Origin of the sequence: Pseudomonas sp. DWRC2-2 (assembly GCF_049897885.1) — a bacterium.
Lineage (GTDB): Bacteria > Pseudomonadota > Gammaproteobacteria > Pseudomonadales > Pseudomonadaceae > Aquipseudomonas > Aquipseudomonas azotoformans_A.
Genome location: NZ_JAFCXD010000007.1, coordinates 49,141 through 64,455, shown reverse-complemented (window position 1 = coordinate 64,455; position 15,315 = coordinate 49,141). Strand labels below are relative to the sequence as shown.

Below are 15,315 nucleotides of genomic sequence, written 5' to 3'. Positions count from 1 at the left end.
TGCATCCGTGATTACGCTATAGAGGGTAGCGCAGCTCGCCGATTCAGGGCGCCCCGCGAAAATGTTGATAGCCACGAATGGCCGGCGTGATGTCCTGCCCGTTGGCGTCGAGCAGCGTCACGCCCTGCCCCGCCTCAACCCGGCCGATCACATGGACCGGCCAGCCGTCGGCCAGCAATGGTGCCAGCTCGGCGGGTGGCAGGGTGAACGCCAGCACATAATCGTCGCCCCCGCTCAGGGCCGCCACGCGCGCGGCGTCATCGCCGACAAACGCCAACAGTGCCTGAGACAGAGGCAACCGCTGACGCTCGATCAACAGGCTGACAGCCGAAGCCGTGGCGATATGCCCGCAATCGGCCAGAAGGCCGTCGGAAATATCCATGGCAGACGTGGCCTTGCCGCGCAGCGCCAGCCCCAGCGCCAACTGCGGTTGCGGCGACCAGTAATGGGCTAATAGCGGATCAGCGATGGCTGCGTCGGCACTGCGCTGACCCAATACCAACGGCAGCGCGCCGGCCGCATTGCCCAGTTCGCCACCGACACACAGCAAGTCACCCGGCTGCGCCCCGCTGCGGGTCAAGGCTTGCCCTGCAGGTACGCGACCAAATACGGTGAGGGTCAGGCTTAACGGCCCACGGGTGGTATCGCCGCCCACCAGGCCCACGCCACAGCTCTGCGCCATCAGGTTCAAACCCTGGGCATAGCGTTGCAACCAATCGGCGTCGATCGTCGGTGTGGTGAGGGCAAGGGTAAAGGCGAGGGGGTTGGCGCCCATGGCGGCCAGGTCGCTCACTGCCACGGCCAGCGAGCGCTGACCCAGCAGGAACGGGTCGCAGGGGTCGGCAAAATGCACCCCGGCCACCAGCGTATCGGTGGAGATCGCCAGCTGCTCCCCGGCAGGAAGCGCCAGCAAGGCGCAGTCGTCGCCGATCCCAAGTGCAATGCCTTCGCCGCCTTGCGCACAGGGCGCGGCGGCGAAGTAATTGCGGATCAGCTCAAACTCGCCCATTCAGGACTCAAGCGCCAATTAGCGCTTGTTCGCCTTCACTTCGGCTTCACGCAGGCGCGGCGCCAGCTTGTCGAGCACGCCGTTGACGAACTTGTGGCCGTCGGTCGAACCGTAGACTTTCGCCAGTTCGATACCTTCGTTGATGACCACGCGGTACGGCACGTCGACGCGATACAGCAGTTCCCAGGCAGACAGGCGCATCACGCACAGCTCAACCGGGTCCAACTCTTCGATGGTCAGGTCCAGGCAAGGTGCCAGGGCCGTGTCGATCTCGGTCAGGTGCGCATGCACACCGTGCAGGATGTCGTGAAAGTACGGCAGGTCGGCAAAGGTGAAATCGTTGTCGACGCGAAACTGTGCTTCGATCTCGTTCAACGACGCGCCCGCCAGGTGACGCTGGTACAGCGCCTGGGTCGCCAACTGACGAGCAGCGCGACGCTTCTCGTTCTTGGACGGCTTGCCAGCATCGGCTGGACGTGGCTCGCGCGGGTTGAAGTTGTCGCTCTCGTCGGAAATCACTTGGCCTCCAACTGCGACAGCAGGCTGACCATTTCCAGGGCGGACAGGGCAGCTTCAGCGCCTTTGTTACCGGCCTTGGTGCCGGAACGCTCGATGGCTTGCTCGATGGAGTCAACGGTCAGCACGCCGAAAGCGACTGGCACGCCGAACTCCATGGACACCTGGGCCAGGCCCTTGGTGCATTCGCCGGCCACGTATTCGAAGTGCGGAGTACCGCCACGAATGACCGCACCCAGGGCGATGATCGCCGCGTATTCACCCTGTTGAGCAACTTTTTGCGCAACCAGTGGAATTTCGAAGGCGCCAGGCGCGCGGATGATCGTGATGTCGCTCTCGCTCACACCGTGGCGAACCAGGGCGTCAACGGCACCGCTTACCAGGCTTTCAACCACGAAGCTGTTGAAGCGGCCAACCACCAGGGCATAGCGGCCTTTGGGGGCGATGAAGGTACCTTCGATGGTCTTCAGGGTCATTCGACAAATCTCTTAAAGAGCCGGGACGCGTGTATGACGCGCCCCTTAGTGATATTTGAACCGCGAACAAGGGGCGAAAATCGCCGGCCTTTATTCGGAGGGCACGTATTCTACTACTTCCAGGTCGAAACCGGATATCGCATTAAATTTCATTGGCGCACTCATCAAGCGCATTTTACGCACGCCCAGGTCACGCAGGATCTGCGAACCGGCACCGACGATGCTGTAAGTGGTCGGTTTTTTCACCGGCGCGTGGTCAGCTGTTTCGCGGATATGCGCCAGCAACACATCGCCATCCAGCGGGTGACCGAGCAACAGCACCACACCACTGCCAGCCTCGGAAACCGCAGCCATGGCGGCGCGCAGGCTCCAGCGGCCCGGCTGCTTGACCATCAGCAGGTCACGCAGCGGGTCCATGTTGTGCACACGCACCAGGGTGGGTTCTTCGGCGCAAATGGTGCCCAGGGTCAGGGCCATGTGCACGTCGCCTTCCACTGAATCACGGTAGGTCACCAAATTGAATTGGCCCAGTTCGCTGTCCAGCGGCTGCTCGGCAATCCGCTGAACGGTACGTTCGTGGATCATGCGGTAGTGAATCAGGTCGGCAATGGTGCCGATCTTGAGGTTGTGTTCGGCGGCAAAGGCTTCGAGTTCGGTGCGACGGGCCATGGTGCCGTCGTCGTTCATCACTTCGCAGATCACCCCGCTCGGCTCGAAACCGGCCATGCGCGCCAGGTCGCAGGCGGCTTCGGTGTGGCCGGCGCGGGCCAGGGTGCCGCCCGGTTGGGCCATCAACGGGAAGATGTGACCGGGGCTGACGATGTCTTCGGCCTTGGCGTCTTTGGCGGCGGCGGCCTGCACGGTGCGTGCGCGGTCGGCGGCGGAGATGCCGGTGGTGACGCCGGTGGTGGCTTCAATCGAGACGGTGAACTTGGTGCCAAAACCCGAACCATTGCGCGGCGCCATCAACGGCAGCTTGAGCAACTCGCAGCGCTCACGGCTCATGGGCATGCAGATCAGCCCGCGGGCGTGCTTGGCCATGAAGTTGATGTGCTCAGGCAGGCAGGCCTCGGCGGCCATGATGATGTCGCCTTCGTTTTCGCGGTCTTCGTCATCCATCAGGATGACCATCTTGCCTTGGCGGATGTCTTCAACCAGTTCTTCGATGCTATTGAGCGCCACGCGGCACCCCCTTGGTCAGGATTTCAGGTAGCCGTTAGCGGCCAGAAAACTTTCAGTGATGTTCCCGGATGCAGGCTCTGCGGCCTTATCGCCCAACAACAGGCGCTCCAGGTAACGGGCAAGCAAGTCCACTTCCAGGTTCACCCGGCGACCTGGCTGGTAAGACGCCATGATGGTTTCGCTGAGGGTGTGGGGAATGATGGTCAGTTCAAATTCGGCGCCGTTCACGGCGTTCACGGTCAGGCTGGTGCCGTCGACGGTGATCGAGCCTTTGTGGGCGATGTACTTAGCCAGTTCCTTCGGCGCACGGATGCGGAATTCGACTGCACGCGCGTTCTCGCTACGCGCGACCACTTCACCGACGCCGTCGACATGGCCGCTGACCAAGTGGCCGCCCAGGCGGGTGGTCGGGGTCAGGGCTTTTTCCAGGTTGACCGGGCTGCCGGCCTTGAGGTCGTTCATCGCGGTGCAGTCCAGGGTTTCCCGGCTGACATCGGCGGCAAAACCGTTGCCTGGCAACTCGATGACGGTGAGGCACACACCATTGATGGCAATGCTGTCGCCCAACTTGACGTCGCCCAGGTCGAGCTTGCCGGTTTCAACCGACAAGCGAACATCGCCGCCTTTTGGGGTCATTGCACGAATGCTGCCGATGGATTCGATGATGCCGGTGAACATGGCCTTCTCCTGGAAAACGGTACGGGACACTTGAGCGTCCGGTCAGAATTATACGCTCGCTGCTGGCACAGGGATGGCAGTGACTCGCCAGTCGTCGCCTACAGCGCGCATTTCAGTGATCTTGAGTTGGGGGGCGTCGGCCAGTTTCTCAAGCGGCCAGTCCAACAAAGGCCGGGCGGCGGAGCCGAGGAATTTGCCGGCGATGAAAATCACGTATTCATCCACCAGGCCTTGCTGGGCAAATGCACCGGCCAGGCTTGGGCCGGCTTCCACCAGCACTTCGTTGACGCCACGAGCCGCCAGCGCAACCAGCGCCGAGCGCAGGTCAACCTGGCCGTCGACGCCCGGCACCACCAGGCACTCGGGGCCACGGGGGAACTGGTTTTCCGGGGTCACGCAGGTGATGACCAACGCCGGGCCGGCCTTGAAGAATGGCGCATTGAGCGGCACGCGCAGGCGGCCGTCGATCAGCACACGCAACGGCGGGCGCGACATGGCCAGGGCGGTAGTGGCTTCATCCAGGCCGAGTTCGGCGGCGCGAACGGTCAGGCGTGCGCCGTCGGCCAGCACCGTGTCGGCGCCGGTCAGCACCACGCTGGCTTCGGCGCGCAGGCGTTGCACGGCGGCACGGGCGGCGGGGCCGGTGATCCATTGGCTTTCGCCACTGGCCATCGCGGTGCGGCCGTCCAGGCTCATCGCCAGCTTGACCCGCACGAACGGCAGGCCGTGCTCCATGCGTTTGAGGAACCCCGGATTCAACGCGCGCGCTTGCGCTTCCAGCACGCCGCTGCGCACCTCGATACCGGCTTGAGCCAGGCGCTGCATGCCGCGCCCCGCCACTTCCGGGTTCGGGTCCTGCATGCCGGCGACGACACGGGCCACGCCCGCCGTGACCAACGCATCCGCGCAAGGCGGCGTACGCCCATGGTGACTGCACGGTTCGAGGGTCACATACACCGTGGCGCCACGGGCTTTGGCTCCGGCGGCGCGCAGGGCGTTGGGTTCGGCGTGGGGTTCGCCGGTACGCTCATGCCAGCCTTCGCCGACAATCTGCCCGTCACGCACAATCACGCAACCCACGCGCGGGTTGGGATGGGTGGTGTACAGGCCCTTGCGCGCCAGTTCCAGGGCACGGGCCATGTAATGAGCATCGAGCACAGCTTGTTCGGCAGACGGTGGGTTCATTCTTTGGCAGGCTCACGGGCCAGGCGGTCGATCTCTTCGCGGAACTCATTGAGGTCCTGGAAGCGTCGATACACCGAGGCGAAACGGATGTAGGCAACTTCGTCGAGCTTTTGCAGCTCGCCCATCACCAGTTCTCCCACCACCAGGCTCTTGACCTCGCGCTCGCCGGTCGCACGCAGCTTGTGCTTGATGTGCACCAGCGCCGCCTCCAGCCGCTCGACACTCACCGGGCGTTTTTCCAAGGCGCGCTGCATACCGGCGCGCAGTTTTTCTTCGTCGAAAGGCTGGCGGCTGCCGTCGGATTTGATCAGACGCGGCAATACCAGTTCGGCGGTTTCGAAGGTGGTGAAACGTTCACCGCAGGCCAGGCATTCGCGCCGGCGACGTACTTGATCGCCCTCGGCGACCAGACGCGAGTCAATGACCTTGGTGTCGTTGGCACCGCAGAAGGGACAGTGCATGGTAGGCAGGCAACAAATAAAGGGAGGGCCATGGTAGCGCATCCCCGTGGCAAGACAAGCCATAGCCTTTACGGTATATAGGCTGACTATTATGTTTCATATTTTTCAAGCCACGGATTTTGTCCTTTCTGGAGCCGTACATGCAGTTACGACCACTTGTTTTGCTCACCCTGTTCAGTTTCCTGGTCGCCTGCAGCAGCGAAGCCCCCAAGCCGGCCGCACCTCAGCCCACACCGGCCCAAGAGAAAAAAGTCCCCGGCCTTGAAGACATGGGCCCCCTGCCCGCCTACCAGCGGGAAATCAGCGGCAGCCTGACCAACATTCCGGCGGGCGCCGAAGTCGAGATGGCGTTGCTGGTGATCGATGACCGTTCACGCCCGCAACAACTGCTCGCCAGCAGCGTGTTGAGCGGCAACGGCAAGCCCCTGGCCTTCCGCCTGCGCTTCAACCCCGAGGCGTTCCCTGCCGGTGCGCGGGTTGAACTGCGTGGCCGCGCCAGCCAGTCCGGCCAACTGATCCTGCACCTGCCCGCCGTGCGCATCACCCAGGCGATCACCCAGACCACCGGCCCCCTGCAACTCGTCAAGGCACCATGACGCCACCGCTGGACCTGCAAGCCGCGCTGAGCGACTTGATCGGCGACGCGCACCTGGTGCCCTGCCCGCTGCCGGGCACCGCGTTGTCGTTGTGGCTGCTGGATGCAGACAACATGGACCGCGCCTTCAGCCCCGAAGAAACTCGGCGCATCCTGCATGAACCGCCCTACTGGAGCTTTTGCTGGGCCAGTGGCCTGGCGCTGGCGCGGTACCTGGCGGCGAACCCGCAGTGGGTCGCGGGCAAGCGCGTGCTGGATTTTGGCGCGGGCTCCGGCGTGGCTGGGATTGCTGCCGTCAAAGCTGGGGCGCTGGAAGTGGTGGCTTGTGACCTGGACCCGCTGGCGCTGGCATCCTGCCGGGCGAATGCCGAACTCAACGGCGTAGAGCTGGGTTATTCGCAAGACTTCTTCGCCGAGGCCGACCGCTTCGATCTGATCCTGGTGGCGGATGTGCTCTACGACCGGGCGAACCTGCCGTTGCTGGATCAGTTCCTCACGCGAGGCCGCGAAGCGTTGGTGGCGGATTCACGCGTACGGGATTTTCAGCACCCGGATTATCGGCGACTGGAGATTCTTGATGCACTGACATTGCCGGATCTGGCGGAGCCTTGGGAGTTTCGCAAGGTGAGTCTGTACCATTCGCGACGCCAGCCCTTATAGTTGCGCCATTCCCGCTTTATTCGAGACGTCCCATGAGTGAGCCCACGCCGTACATCTTCGATGTCACCACCGCCAATTTTGACCAGGCAGTGATCCAGAACTCCTTCGAAAAACCCGTACTGGTGGATTTCTGGGCCGAGTGGTGCGCGCCGTGCAAGGCATTGATGCCAATGCTCGCGAAAGTTGCCGAGAGTTATCAGGGTGAGTTGCTGCTGGCCAAGGTCGATTGCGAGGCCGAGCAGGATATTGTTGCGCGCTTTGGCATTCAAAGCCTGCCGACGGTGGTGCTGTTCAAGAACGGCCAGCCGGTGGACGGGTTTGCCGGGGCGCAGCCGGAGTCGGCGGTGCGCGCGATGCTGGAGCCGCATGTACAGATGCCACCACCGGCGGCGGCGGATCCACTGGAGCAGGCCCAGGCGTTGTTTGCCGAAGGTCGTATCAGCGATGCCGAAGCCGTGCTGGTGGTATTGCTGGGCGAGGACAACACCAACGCTGCGGCGTTAATCCTGTACGCGCGCTGCCTGGCTGAGCGTGGTGGGTTGGGCGAAGCCCAGACCGTGCTGGACGCGGTGAAAAGCGACGACCACAAAGCCGCCCTCGCTGGCGCCAAGGCGCAAATCACCTTCCTGCGCCAGGCTGCCGATCTGCCAGACGCTGCCGACCTGAAAAGCCGCCTGGCGCAAAACCCGCAGGACGACGAAGCGGCCTACCAGTTGGCGATCCAGCAACTGGCGCGCCAGCAGTACGACGCGGCGCTGGAAGGTCTGCTCAAGCTGTTCATCCGCAACCGCAGCTACAGCGAAGGCCTGCCGCACAAGACCTTGCTGCAGGTGTTCGAACTGCTGGGCAATGATCACCCGCTGGTGACCGTGTACCGCCGCAAGTTGTTTGCCGCGCTGTACTAATCGCCGACCCAGCTGTACAGCGGCGTATCGGCGCCGCTGGCCACTTTTACTTTCGAGCTGTGGCGCAGGCGCACCAGCAGGCGCTTGCCTGACGCCGCATCACCGGCCAAACCTTCCAACTGATCGAGCAACTCCAGGCCGCTGAGCTGCCCGGCCTTGCGCAACAGGTCCTGGGCGTTCTGCCACAGGTCGTCATTCTGCTTCACCGGTGTCGCTGTCGCTGCGGCGGGTACAGGCGTCGCCTGCAACTGTGCGCCCAGCCGTGCCCAATCGCCGTCGTCCAGTTCCAGGGTCAAGTCCACCGGCAAGTCGCCGACGGTTCCACGAATTCGCAACATCGTCCTTCCTCCTGCAGTTTTTCTGACGGGCATGCTCCCATGTGGCTTGCGCAACGCCAAGCGGGCGGTCAAACTCTGCGGCAATTGTTATAAGATCACATAACAAAACTTTCATCTTCTGGAGCCTTCTCATGCGCCGTCTGTTGCTTGCTATGCCGTTTGCCCTGCTGCCATTGGCGGTTGCCCACGCTCATGATGATCACGACCATGAACACGGCAGCCTTGGCGCCCATGAACATGGCGTCGGTCGCCTCAACGCAGTGCTCGACGGCCAGGCGCTGGAGCTGGAGCTGGACAGCCCGGCGATGAACCTGGTGGGTTTCGAACACTTGGCCACCACCCCGTCGGACAAAGCCAAGGTCGCCGCCGTGCGCAAACAGCTGGAAAACCCAGCCGCCCTGTTCAACCTGCCTAAGGGCGCCGGTTGCGTAGTCAGCAGCCAGGAACTCAATAGCCCGCTGTTTGGCGACAAGCCTGAAGCGGACCACGACGACGATGATGATCACGATCACGACGCCAAAGACGGCGCCCACGAGCACCATCACGACCACAGCGAAATTCACGCCCATTACCAGTTCACCTGTGCCACGCCGACGGCCTTGAGCAACCTCGATCTGACCCAGGTATTCAAGACCTTCCCCGCCACCCAGAAAATTCAGGTACAACTGATCGGCCCGAGTGGCCAGCAAGGCGTTGAAGCGACGGCCACAGCAGCCACCCTGAAGTTCTGAGTTCACATGACCCACGCATTGATCGAACTGTCTGACCTGGGCTTCAACTGGCCCGGTCACCCGCAGTTGCTGGACATCCCCGCGTTCCGCCTGGACGCGGGGGAAACCCTGTTTCTCAAGGGCCCGAGCGGCAGTGGCAAAACCACGCTGCTGGGACTGCTTGGCGGCGTGCAGACACCCAACCAGGGCAGCATCCGCCTGCTCGGCCAGGAGCTGACCGAGCTTTCGGCCGGCGCCCGCGACCGCTTCCGCGTCGACCACACCGGCTACATATTCCAGCAGTTCAACCTGCTGCCGTTCCTGTCGGTGCGCGAGAACGTCGAGTTGCCCTGCCACTTTTCCAAGTTGCGTGCGCAACGGGCGAAACAGCGCCACGGCAGTGTCGACCAGGCCGCCGCCGCTTTGCTCGCACACCTTGGGTTGAAAGACAAAGCCCTGCTGGAGCGCCGCGCCGACTCGCTGTCCATCGGCCAGCAACAACGGGTGGCCGCCGCCCGTGCATTGATCGGCCAACCGGAGCTGGTGATCGCCGACGAGCCCACTTCGGCCCTGGACTACGACGCCCGCGAAGCCTTCCTACAGCTGTTGTTTGCCGAATGCCGTGAAGCCGGCGCCAGCCTGTTGTTTGTCAGTCATGACCAGAGCCTGGCTTCGCTGTTCGACCGCAACCTGTCGCTGGCCGAACTCAATCGCGCCGCCACGCCCGCAGAGGTTTGAGATGTATCTGTTCCGTCTAGCCATGGCCAGCCTGGCTAACCGCCGCTTTACCGCGATCCTCACCGCGTTCGCCATTGCGCTTTCGGTCTGCTTGCTGCTCGCGGTAGAGCGGGTGCGCGTCGAGGCGCGCAACAGTTTCGCCAGCACCATCAGCGGCACCGACCTGATTGTCGGCGCGCGCTCCGGCTCCGTAAACCTGCTGCTGTACTCGGTATTCCGCATCGGCAACGCCACCAACAACATCCGTTGGGACAGCTTCGAGCATTTCGCCGCCAGCCCCCAGGTGAAGTGGGCGATCCCGATTTCCCTGGGTGACTCCCATCGCGGCTACCGCGTGATGGGCACCAACGAATCCTACTTCGAGCACTACCAATACGGCCGCAAGCAAAACCTCGAACTGGCCAGCGGCCGCGCCTTCGCCACCGACCCGTTTGAAGTGGTGCTCGGCGCCGAAGTCGCTGACGCCCTGCACTACAAGCTCGGCGACAAACTGGTGCTGGCCCATGGCGTGGCGGTGGTCAGCCTGGTGAAACACGATGACAAACCCTTCACCGTGGTCGGCATTCTCAAGCGCACCGGCACGCCAGTGGACCGCACATTGCACATCAGCCTCGGCGGCATGGAAGCGATCCATATCGACTGGCACAACGGCGTGCCGGCCCAGGGCAAAGGCCGCATTAGTGCCGACCAGGCGCGCAACATGGACCTCACGCCGCAGGCCATCACCGCGTTCATGCTCGGCCTGAATAACAAGATTTCCACCTTCGCCCTGCAACGTGAGATCAACGAATTCCGCGGCGAGCCGATGCTGGCGATCCTGCCCGGCGTGGCGCTGCAAGAGCTGTGGAGCATGATGGGCACCGCCGAAAAAGCGCTGTTCGTGATCTCGCTGTTCGTAGTGCTCACCGGCTTGATCGGCATGCTCACGGCGATCCTCACCAGCCTCAACGAACGGCGCCGCGAAATGGCGATTTTGCGTTCGGTGGGCGCGCGCCCTTGGCATATCGCGACACTGCTGATCTTCGAAGCCTTCGCCCTGGCGTTGTCTGGCGTCGTTGCCGGCGTTGGCTTGCTCTATGTGTGCATCGCCGCCTCGCGCGGATATCTGCAGGCAAACTACGGCCTGGACCTGCCGATGTCGTGGCCGAGCGAATATGAATGGACGCTGCTCGCCGGTATCCTGGGCGCTGCGCTGTTGATGGGCAGCGTGCCCGCGTGGCGCGCCTATCGGCAATCCCTGGCCGATGGCCTGTCCATACGTTTATGAGGAAGGCTTCGATGCGTCGTGCGCTGTTTGCGTTGTTGCTGCTGGTGGCCGTGCCCGTATGGGCCGATGAGCAGCCCAAGGATTTGTCGTGGCAGGAGATGATTCCGCCGGATGCGCCGCCGGAAATCCCCAATATGAAACCGCTGCACGACTTGTCGAACATGGCCGATGCCTTGTCGGTCGAGGCAGCGCCAGCGGCCAAGCAGGACTTGCCCAACGCCCCGGTGGTGCAAAGCCTCGACGGCCAGCACATCCGACTGCCGGGCTACATCGTGCCGCTGGAAGTCAGTGAGGAAGGCCGCACGACGGAGTTCTTGCTGGTGCCGTATTTCGGCGCGTGCATCCATGTACCGCCACCGCCTTCGAACCAGATCGTGCATGTCAAAAGCGAAATCGGCGTGAAGCTCGATGAGCTGTACCAGCCGTATTGGATCGAAGGTGCGATGCAGGTCAAACCGTCCACCAGCGAGCTGGCCGATGCCGGTTACCAGATGGATGCCGAGAAAATTTACATGTACGAACTGCCTGAATAAGGCTGATCGCCCTTTCATTGAGCTGAGTCAAAAGACCGGACGGAACGATCTTTACCATTGGACGTACAACTTTTAAACGTCCTTTGGAGCTCCCATGAACAAGTCTCTGCTCGGCGCGTCCCTCTTCGCGCTTGCCCTCGTCGCCCCCGTTGCACACGCTCACGAAGCGGGTGACATTCTGGTGCGCGCCGGTGCAATCACCGTGAACCCGAAGGCGGACAGCGGCCACGTCAAGGTTGACCAGGGTCCGTTGGCGGGCACCAATCTGGGCGGCAAGGCGACCATGAGCAGTGATACCCAACTGGGCCTGAACTTCGCCTACATGCTGACCAACCACGTCGGTATCGAACTGCTGGCCGCCACGCCGTTCGAGCATGATGTGAAGATCAAGGGCACCGCCCTGAGCCCGGCCAACGGCAAGCTCGGCACCCTGAAACACCTGCCGCCGACCCTGAGCGTCGTGTACTACCCACTCGACAACAAGTCCGCCTTCCAGCCGTATGTGGGCGCCGGTATCAACTACACCTGGATCTACGACGAACACGTCGGCAGCCGTGCCCAGGGCGCAGGCTTCAGCAACTTCAAGGCTGAAAACTCCTGGGGCTGGGCCGCACAGATCGGCGCGGACTACATGATCAACGACAAGTGGATGATCAACGCCCAGGCGCGCTACATCGACATCAGCACCAAGGCCACCGTGGAAAACAACGGCGTGGCACCAGGCACTCGCGCCAAGGTGAACGTTGATGTGGACCCGATGGTTTACATGGTGGGTATTGGCTACAAGTTCTAAATCCGCCGCACAAAAAAAGGCGCCTGTTTCAGGCGCCTTTTTTTATTGGCCGTGGCGGTAAAACCGATCCAGCAACGCCGGCAACCCCGCCCGCCATGCCCGTGGCTTGATGCCGAAGGTGTGGAGGATTTTCTTGCAGGCGAGCACCGCGTGTTGCGGTTCTTCGCTCGCATCCGGCCGGGCCGCGTGGGCCTGGGCGGTGGGCGATTCGATCGCCAGCGGGTGAAAGTTGCGCGCTTCGGTGAGGATCGCCTGGCCCAGTGCCAACGGTGTGGTTGCTTCCTGGCCGGCGTAGTGATAAGTGCCCCACAGCGGCGCCGCACAATCGAGTTGCTTGAGCACCGAGATGATCACCCGCGCCGCATCATCCACCGGCGTCGGGTTGCCGCGACGGTCGTCCGCCATCAGCAATTCATCCGGTTTCTCGGCCCGAGCCAAAAAGCGCCCGAGGGTGCCGTCGACACTGTCATCCAGCAGCCAGCCAAACCGCAGCAACACATGTTGCGGGCAAGTGGCGCGCACACTCTGCTCGATGCGCCACAACGCCTGGCCGCGCAGGCCCAGGGGCACCGGCTCGTCCTTTTCGCTGTAGGCGGTGGCGCGGGAGCCATCGAACACGCGGTAGCTGGACGGTTGCAGCAAAGTGATGTTGTGGTGCTGGCACAGCTCGGCCAAGCGTTCGATGGCGAACTCCTGCGCAGCCAGACGGGTTTCGCTGACCGCTTCGGCCTGGAACCAGTCGAAATAGTAGGCGAGGTTGATCAACGCATCGGGACGAGTGTCGTCGAGCAATTGGGTGAGGCTCGCGGCATCCCAGCCGTCTTGGGGCGGTTTGGGTGCGAGGAAACCGATGTCTTCCTCTGCACCGAGGCGAATCAGCGCCTGCCCGAGGGCATTCCCGCCGCCCAGTAACATAAGGCGCATTCGCATAGATTGAGCAGGCCCGGTCTGTTTGGAACGAAGGTTTTCTGGTCTTGGCCAGAATCGTTGCATTTTGCGGGTTTGTAGCGCAACCGTCACGGATTAACTATCTTCGCGCCCGCCTCCGTCGGTTCATGCTCAAGGGCCGCCCGCGTAGGCACCATGACCTGCTGTGGATAAGTCTGCGCGAAATGCACCTCGTCACAGTTATCCACAAGCTTTTTCAGGCGCTGGTTGAACGCACGGCTCACCGCATATTGCCCGCCCGACACCGTGCGGAACTGCGCCGTGAGCACCACGCCGTTGAGGTCCATCTTGTCGACGCCGAAGACTTCCAGCGGGCCTTGCAGGTTGTATTTGAGGAACACGTCATCCCGAATCGACTGCCCCGCCTCGCGGATCAACTCCACCGCCTTGTCCACGTCCGTGTCGTAGGTGAACTGCACCGAGAAGAACGCATAGGCAAATTGCCGCGATTGGTTGGTGACCGCCTTGATCTGCCCGAACGGCACCGAGTGCACGAACCCCTTGCCATCGCGCAGGCGCAGGGTGCGGATGGTCAGGCCTTCGACGGTGCCGGCGTGGCCGGAGTCGAGTACCACCCAGTCGCCGATGGACAGCGTGTCTTCGATGATGATGAACAGCCCGGTGATCACATCTTGCACCAACTGCTGCGAGCCAAAACCAATGGCCAGGCCGACCACCCCGGCACCGGCCAGCAGCGGCGCGACGTTGATCCCGAGGTTGGCCATGGTGGTGATCGCGCAGATCACCACCAGGATGATCTTCACCGCATTGCGCAGTAGCGGCAGGATGGTTTTCACCCGCGTGCTCGGTTGGCGACTGGAGCGCTTGTTGACCGGCGGCTTCAGCGCTTCCTGGATCGCCGTGTCGAGCACCACCCAGAACAGCCAGGTCATCAGCAGGATCAGGCCGATGCTGCTGAGAGAATCGCTGATTGCCCGGCCCACCGAGTTGCGCTGGGCGAATTCGAACAGCGATACGCCCCAGATCCGCCCAAGAATTTCGATAAACGCAATGGCCATGGCAATGCGCAAGATCGCGTGCAACAGGCTGAGGAAGCGTTCCTTGTACGCGCTGCTGCGCTGGATCGCGACTTGGCTGCGGGACTTGAACAGATGTTGCAGCACCGTGCTGAGGAACACCGTGCCGATCAGCAGGATCGTGGTGAACAGCGCGCAACGCAGGACTTTCTGGTTATCGTCACCAGCGCCGATCAGGTTGATTGCCGACACCAGCACCATCAACAGGATGGGCCAATACCACAGGCCGGAAAATATCCGCAGCGATTGTTGCAGCGCCGGATGTTTAAGGCGTTGAGCCAATGGCCGGTTGCGAATCAGGTGGGCCACCGGGCGGCGCAGGCGGACCACCAGCATGCCGAAAATTACCGCCGCAAACAGCCCGGTAAACACCGCGATGCTGCTGGTGATATTGCCACCGAGCTGGCGGGCGATCTGTGGGCTGGTCAGCGCGTCGCTGAGGGCGGCGAGGAAGCCGATCAGGAACAACGGCTTGGGGCAGTAGCTGCGAATGATCCGAACCGCCGGGCGCTTGTGTCCGACATTGAACATCACAATCACGCACAGCAGCATCGAGGTGGAAAAGATACCGCTGCTGGTGGCGTAGGCAAAACACAGCGCCAGCGCGCGGCCTACGGAGGTGGGCAGAAAGTGACTGACGTAAAGCGTCAGCGGCAGACAGAAAAGCGCGGGAATCGTGTAGGGAATCACATACCCGAGCACCGCCAGCAGGCGTTCGCGACGTTCGAAAAAGGAGCGGCGGCCCAGGCGCTGCACGATAAATCGACCCAACAGCGTTAGCGCCACAAACGCGCCGACCCACACGCCGGACAACAGCAGGAAATCCCCCGCCACGCTCCAGGGTGAGCGCGCAGCGGTCTGGTTGACCAGCCGCCCAACCTCGTCGGCCGCTCGGTCCGCGCGCAGGCGCCACTCATCGATCAGGTTCTGATTGAGGTCGAGCTTTTGCTGTACGTCGTCGATGCTGGAACTGATCGCCCCAAGCAACCCGCCCTCCACCAGCAGTTCCGGCTTGGCCGGCGCTTCAGGTTCCGGCGCGGTGGCCGCCGCTTGCAGCGCGCCACTGCCGCAAAACAGCAGCGCGCCGAGCAGTAATGCAGTCTTGAGATTCAGCAAAACACCGAGCTCCTTCAGAAGGGTCTGTAAGGAACTGACGGGTTTGCGCTTTGATCGTTCCCCTTCAGCGGCATCTTTATGCCGTCTGTAGGACGCTGGAAACTTTCCGTCAAAAATCACAGTCAGCCATAAACGGGGGCCAGGCCCCCACTTCTTTCACAGGAGCAA

The 15,315-nt window shown here is 62.5% G+C and carries 18 protein-coding genes; 8 read left to right on the top strand and 10 right to left on the bottom strand.

Features of this window, described 5'->3' with window-relative positions:
* Positions 1-43: 43 nt before the first annotated feature.
* From thiL to nrdR, 7 genes are all read right to left on the bottom strand, one after another.
* Complete coding sequence (gene thiL / locus ACP7EW_RS26370) at positions 44-1,009, bottom strand: thiamine-phosphate kinase (RefSeq protein ID WP_426220956.1); 966 nt, start codon at positions 1,007-1,009, stop codon at positions 44-46.
* 18 nt (positions 1,010-1,027) lie between these two features.
* Positions 1,028-1,528 carry a transcription antitermination factor NusB gene (nusB, locus tag ACP7EW_RS26365; protein WP_426220954.1) on the bottom strand — a complete coding sequence of 167 codons (501 nt, stop codon included), beginning with the start codon at positions 1,526-1,528 and terminating at the stop codon, positions 1,028-1,030.
* On the bottom strand, positions 1,525-2,001 hold the full coding sequence (gene ribH, locus ACP7EW_RS26360) for a 6,7-dimethyl-8-ribityllumazine synthase (RefSeq protein ID WP_003176356.1): 477 nt from the start codon (positions 1,999-2,001) through the stop codon (positions 1,525-1,527). The genes nusB and ribH overlap by 4 nt, the downstream gene beginning before the upstream one ends.
* Positions 2,002-2,091: 90 nt before the next feature.
* Positions 2,092-3,183: a bifunctional 3,4-dihydroxy-2-butanone-4-phosphate synthase/GTP cyclohydrolase II gene (ribBA, locus tag ACP7EW_RS26355; protein ID WP_033897960.1), complete on the bottom strand. Its 1,092-nt coding sequence runs from the start codon at positions 3,181-3,183 to the stop codon at positions 2,092-2,094.
* 15 nt (positions 3,184-3,198) lie between these two features.
* Positions 3,199-3,861, bottom strand: coding sequence for a riboflavin synthase (locus ACP7EW_RS26350; RefSeq protein WP_061434327.1), 663 nt, complete (start codon positions 3,859-3,861; stop codon positions 3,199-3,201).
* 48 nt (positions 3,862-3,909) lie between these two features.
* Entirely contained in the window at positions 3,910-5,046 is a 1,137-nt protein-coding gene (gene ribD, locus ACP7EW_RS26345) for a bifunctional diaminohydroxyphosphoribosylaminopyrimidine deaminase/5-amino-6-(5-phosphoribosylamino)uracil reductase RibD (protein WP_426220952.1), read from the bottom strand.
* Positions 5,043-5,507 carry a transcriptional regulator NrdR gene (nrdR, locus tag ACP7EW_RS26340; RefSeq protein ID WP_010206843.1) on the bottom strand — a complete coding sequence of 155 codons (465 nt, stop codon included), beginning with the start codon at positions 5,505-5,507 and terminating at the stop codon, positions 5,043-5,045. The genes ribD and nrdR overlap by 4 nt, the downstream gene beginning before the upstream one ends.
* Before the next feature lie 140 nt (positions 5,508-5,647).
* Between nrdR and ACP7EW_RS26335 the strand changes: the two genes are divergently transcribed.
* Genes ACP7EW_RS26335 through trxA form a run of 3 tightly spaced genes read left to right on the top strand, consistent with a single transcriptional unit; the run spans position 5,648 to position 7,667 of the window.
* On the top strand, positions 5,648-6,103 hold the full coding sequence (locus ACP7EW_RS26335; RefSeq protein WP_033897963.1) for a YbaY family lipoprotein: 456 nt from the start codon (positions 5,648-5,650) through the stop codon (positions 6,101-6,103).
* Complete coding sequence (locus ACP7EW_RS26330) at positions 6,100-6,762, top strand: class I SAM-dependent methyltransferase (protein ID WP_426220949.1); 663 nt, start codon at positions 6,100-6,102, stop codon at positions 6,760-6,762. The genes ACP7EW_RS26335 and ACP7EW_RS26330 overlap by 4 nt, the downstream gene beginning before the upstream one ends.
* 32 nt (positions 6,763-6,794) lie before the next feature.
* Positions 6,795-7,667 carry a thioredoxin gene (trxA, locus tag ACP7EW_RS26325; protein WP_426220947.1) on the top strand — a complete coding sequence of 291 codons (873 nt, stop codon included), beginning with the start codon at positions 6,795-6,797 and terminating at the stop codon, positions 7,665-7,667.
* Here trxA and ACP7EW_RS26320 read toward each other — a convergent pair.
* On the bottom strand, positions 7,664-8,005 hold the full coding sequence (locus ACP7EW_RS26320; RefSeq protein WP_033897967.1) for a hypothetical protein: 342 nt from the start codon (positions 8,003-8,005) through the stop codon (positions 7,664-7,666). The two genes, trxA and ACP7EW_RS26320, sit on opposite strands and share 4 nt — an antisense overlap.
* 131 nt (positions 8,006-8,136) lie before the next feature.
* Between ACP7EW_RS26320 and ACP7EW_RS26315 the strand changes: the two genes are divergently transcribed.
* The 5 genes from ACP7EW_RS26315 to ACP7EW_RS26295 all read left to right on the top strand — a co-directional run bounded on the left by ACP7EW_RS26315 (position 8,137) and on the right by ACP7EW_RS26295 (position 12,046).
* A complete protein-coding gene (locus tag ACP7EW_RS26315; RefSeq protein ID WP_426220945.1) occupies positions 8,137-8,736 on the top strand; it encodes a DUF2796 domain-containing protein in 600 nt (199 codons plus the stop codon).
* A gap of 6 nt (positions 8,737-8,742) precedes the next feature.
* Positions 8,743-9,453 carry an ABC transporter ATP-binding protein gene (locus tag ACP7EW_RS26310; protein WP_033897969.1) on the top strand — a complete coding sequence of 237 codons (711 nt, stop codon included), beginning with the start codon at positions 8,743-8,745 and terminating at the stop codon, positions 9,451-9,453.
* A gap of 1 nt (position 9,454) precedes the next feature.
* Positions 9,455-10,720: an ABC transporter permease gene (locus tag ACP7EW_RS26305; RefSeq protein WP_016978529.1), complete on the top strand. Its 1,266-nt coding sequence runs from the start codon at positions 9,455-9,457 to the stop codon at positions 10,718-10,720.
* 11 nt (positions 10,721-10,731) lie between these two features.
* Positions 10,732-11,253, top strand: coding sequence for a DUF3299 domain-containing protein (locus tag ACP7EW_RS26300; protein WP_061434336.1), 522 nt, complete (start codon positions 10,732-10,734; stop codon positions 11,251-11,253).
* Between the two features lie 94 nt (positions 11,254-11,347).
* Positions 11,348-12,046 (top strand): OmpW/AlkL family protein, encoded by a 699-nt coding sequence (locus ACP7EW_RS26295; RefSeq protein ID WP_016978527.1) that lies wholly within the window; start codon positions 11,348-11,350, stop codon positions 12,044-12,046.
* 42 nt (positions 12,047-12,088) lie between these two features.
* Here the strand turns inward: ACP7EW_RS26295 and ACP7EW_RS26290 are convergent, their stop codons facing one another.
* On the bottom strand, positions 12,089-12,976 hold the full coding sequence (locus ACP7EW_RS26290; RefSeq protein ID WP_080642437.1) for a sugar nucleotide-binding protein: 888 nt from the start codon (positions 12,974-12,976) through the stop codon (positions 12,089-12,091).
* 86 nt (positions 12,977-13,062) lie between these two features.
* Positions 13,063-15,147: a mechanosensitive ion channel family protein gene (locus ACP7EW_RS26285; RefSeq protein ID WP_426220942.1), complete on the bottom strand. Its 2,085-nt coding sequence runs from the start codon at positions 15,145-15,147 to the stop codon at positions 13,063-13,065.
* Positions 15,148-15,315 lie beyond the last annotated feature (168 nt).

Bases quoted from the DNA above. Each gene is read 5' to 3' on its own strand.
- ACP7EW_RS26320 (WP_033897967.1), bottom strand. From the start codon at position 8,005: ATGTTGCGAATTCGTGGAACCGTCGGCGACTTGCCGGTGGACTTGACC.
- ACP7EW_RS26300 (WP_061434336.1), top strand. From the start codon at position 10,732: ATGCGTCGTGCGCTGTTTGCGTTGTTGCTGCTGGTGGCCGTGCCCGTA.
- ACP7EW_RS26305 (WP_016978529.1), top strand. From the start codon at position 9,455: ATGTATCTGTTCCGTCTAGCCATGGCCAGCCTGGCTAACCGCCGCTTT.
- thiL (WP_426220956.1), bottom strand. From the start codon at position 1,009: ATGGGCGAGTTTGAGCTGATCCGCAATTACTTCGCCGCCGCGCCCTGT.
- ACP7EW_RS26315 (WP_426220945.1), top strand. From the start codon at position 8,137: ATGCGCCGTCTGTTGCTTGCTATGCCGTTTGCCCTGCTGCCATTGGCG.
- ACP7EW_RS26350 (WP_061434327.1), bottom strand. From the start codon at position 3,861: ATGTTCACCGGCATCATCGAATCCATCGGCAGCATTCGTGCAATGACC.
- nrdR (WP_010206843.1), bottom strand. From the start codon at position 5,507: ATGCACTGTCCCTTCTGCGGTGCCAACGACACCAAGGTCATTGACTCG.
- ACP7EW_RS26290 (WP_080642437.1), bottom strand. From the start codon at position 12,976: ATGCGAATGCGCCTTATGTTACTGGGCGGCGGGAATGCCCTCGGGCAG.
- ribD (WP_426220952.1), bottom strand. From the start codon at position 5,046: ATGAACCCACCGTCTGCCGAACAAGCTGTGCTCGATGCTCATTACATG.
- trxA (WP_426220947.1), top strand. From the start codon at position 6,795: ATGAGTGAGCCCACGCCGTACATCTTCGATGTCACCACCGCCAATTTT.
- ACP7EW_RS26330 (WP_426220949.1), top strand. From the start codon at position 6,100: ATGACGCCACCGCTGGACCTGCAAGCCGCGCTGAGCGACTTGATCGGC.
- ACP7EW_RS26335 (WP_033897963.1), top strand. From the start codon at position 5,648: ATGCAGTTACGACCACTTGTTTTGCTCACCCTGTTCAGTTTCCTGGTC.
- ACP7EW_RS26310 (WP_033897969.1), top strand. From the start codon at position 8,743: ATGACCCACGCATTGATCGAACTGTCTGACCTGGGCTTCAACTGGCCC.
- ACP7EW_RS26295 (WP_016978527.1), top strand. From the start codon at position 11,348: ATGAACAAGTCTCTGCTCGGCGCGTCCCTCTTCGCGCTTGCCCTCGTC.
- ribH (WP_003176356.1), bottom strand. From the start codon at position 2,001: ATGACCCTGAAGACCATCGAAGGTACCTTCATCGCCCCCAAAGGCCGC.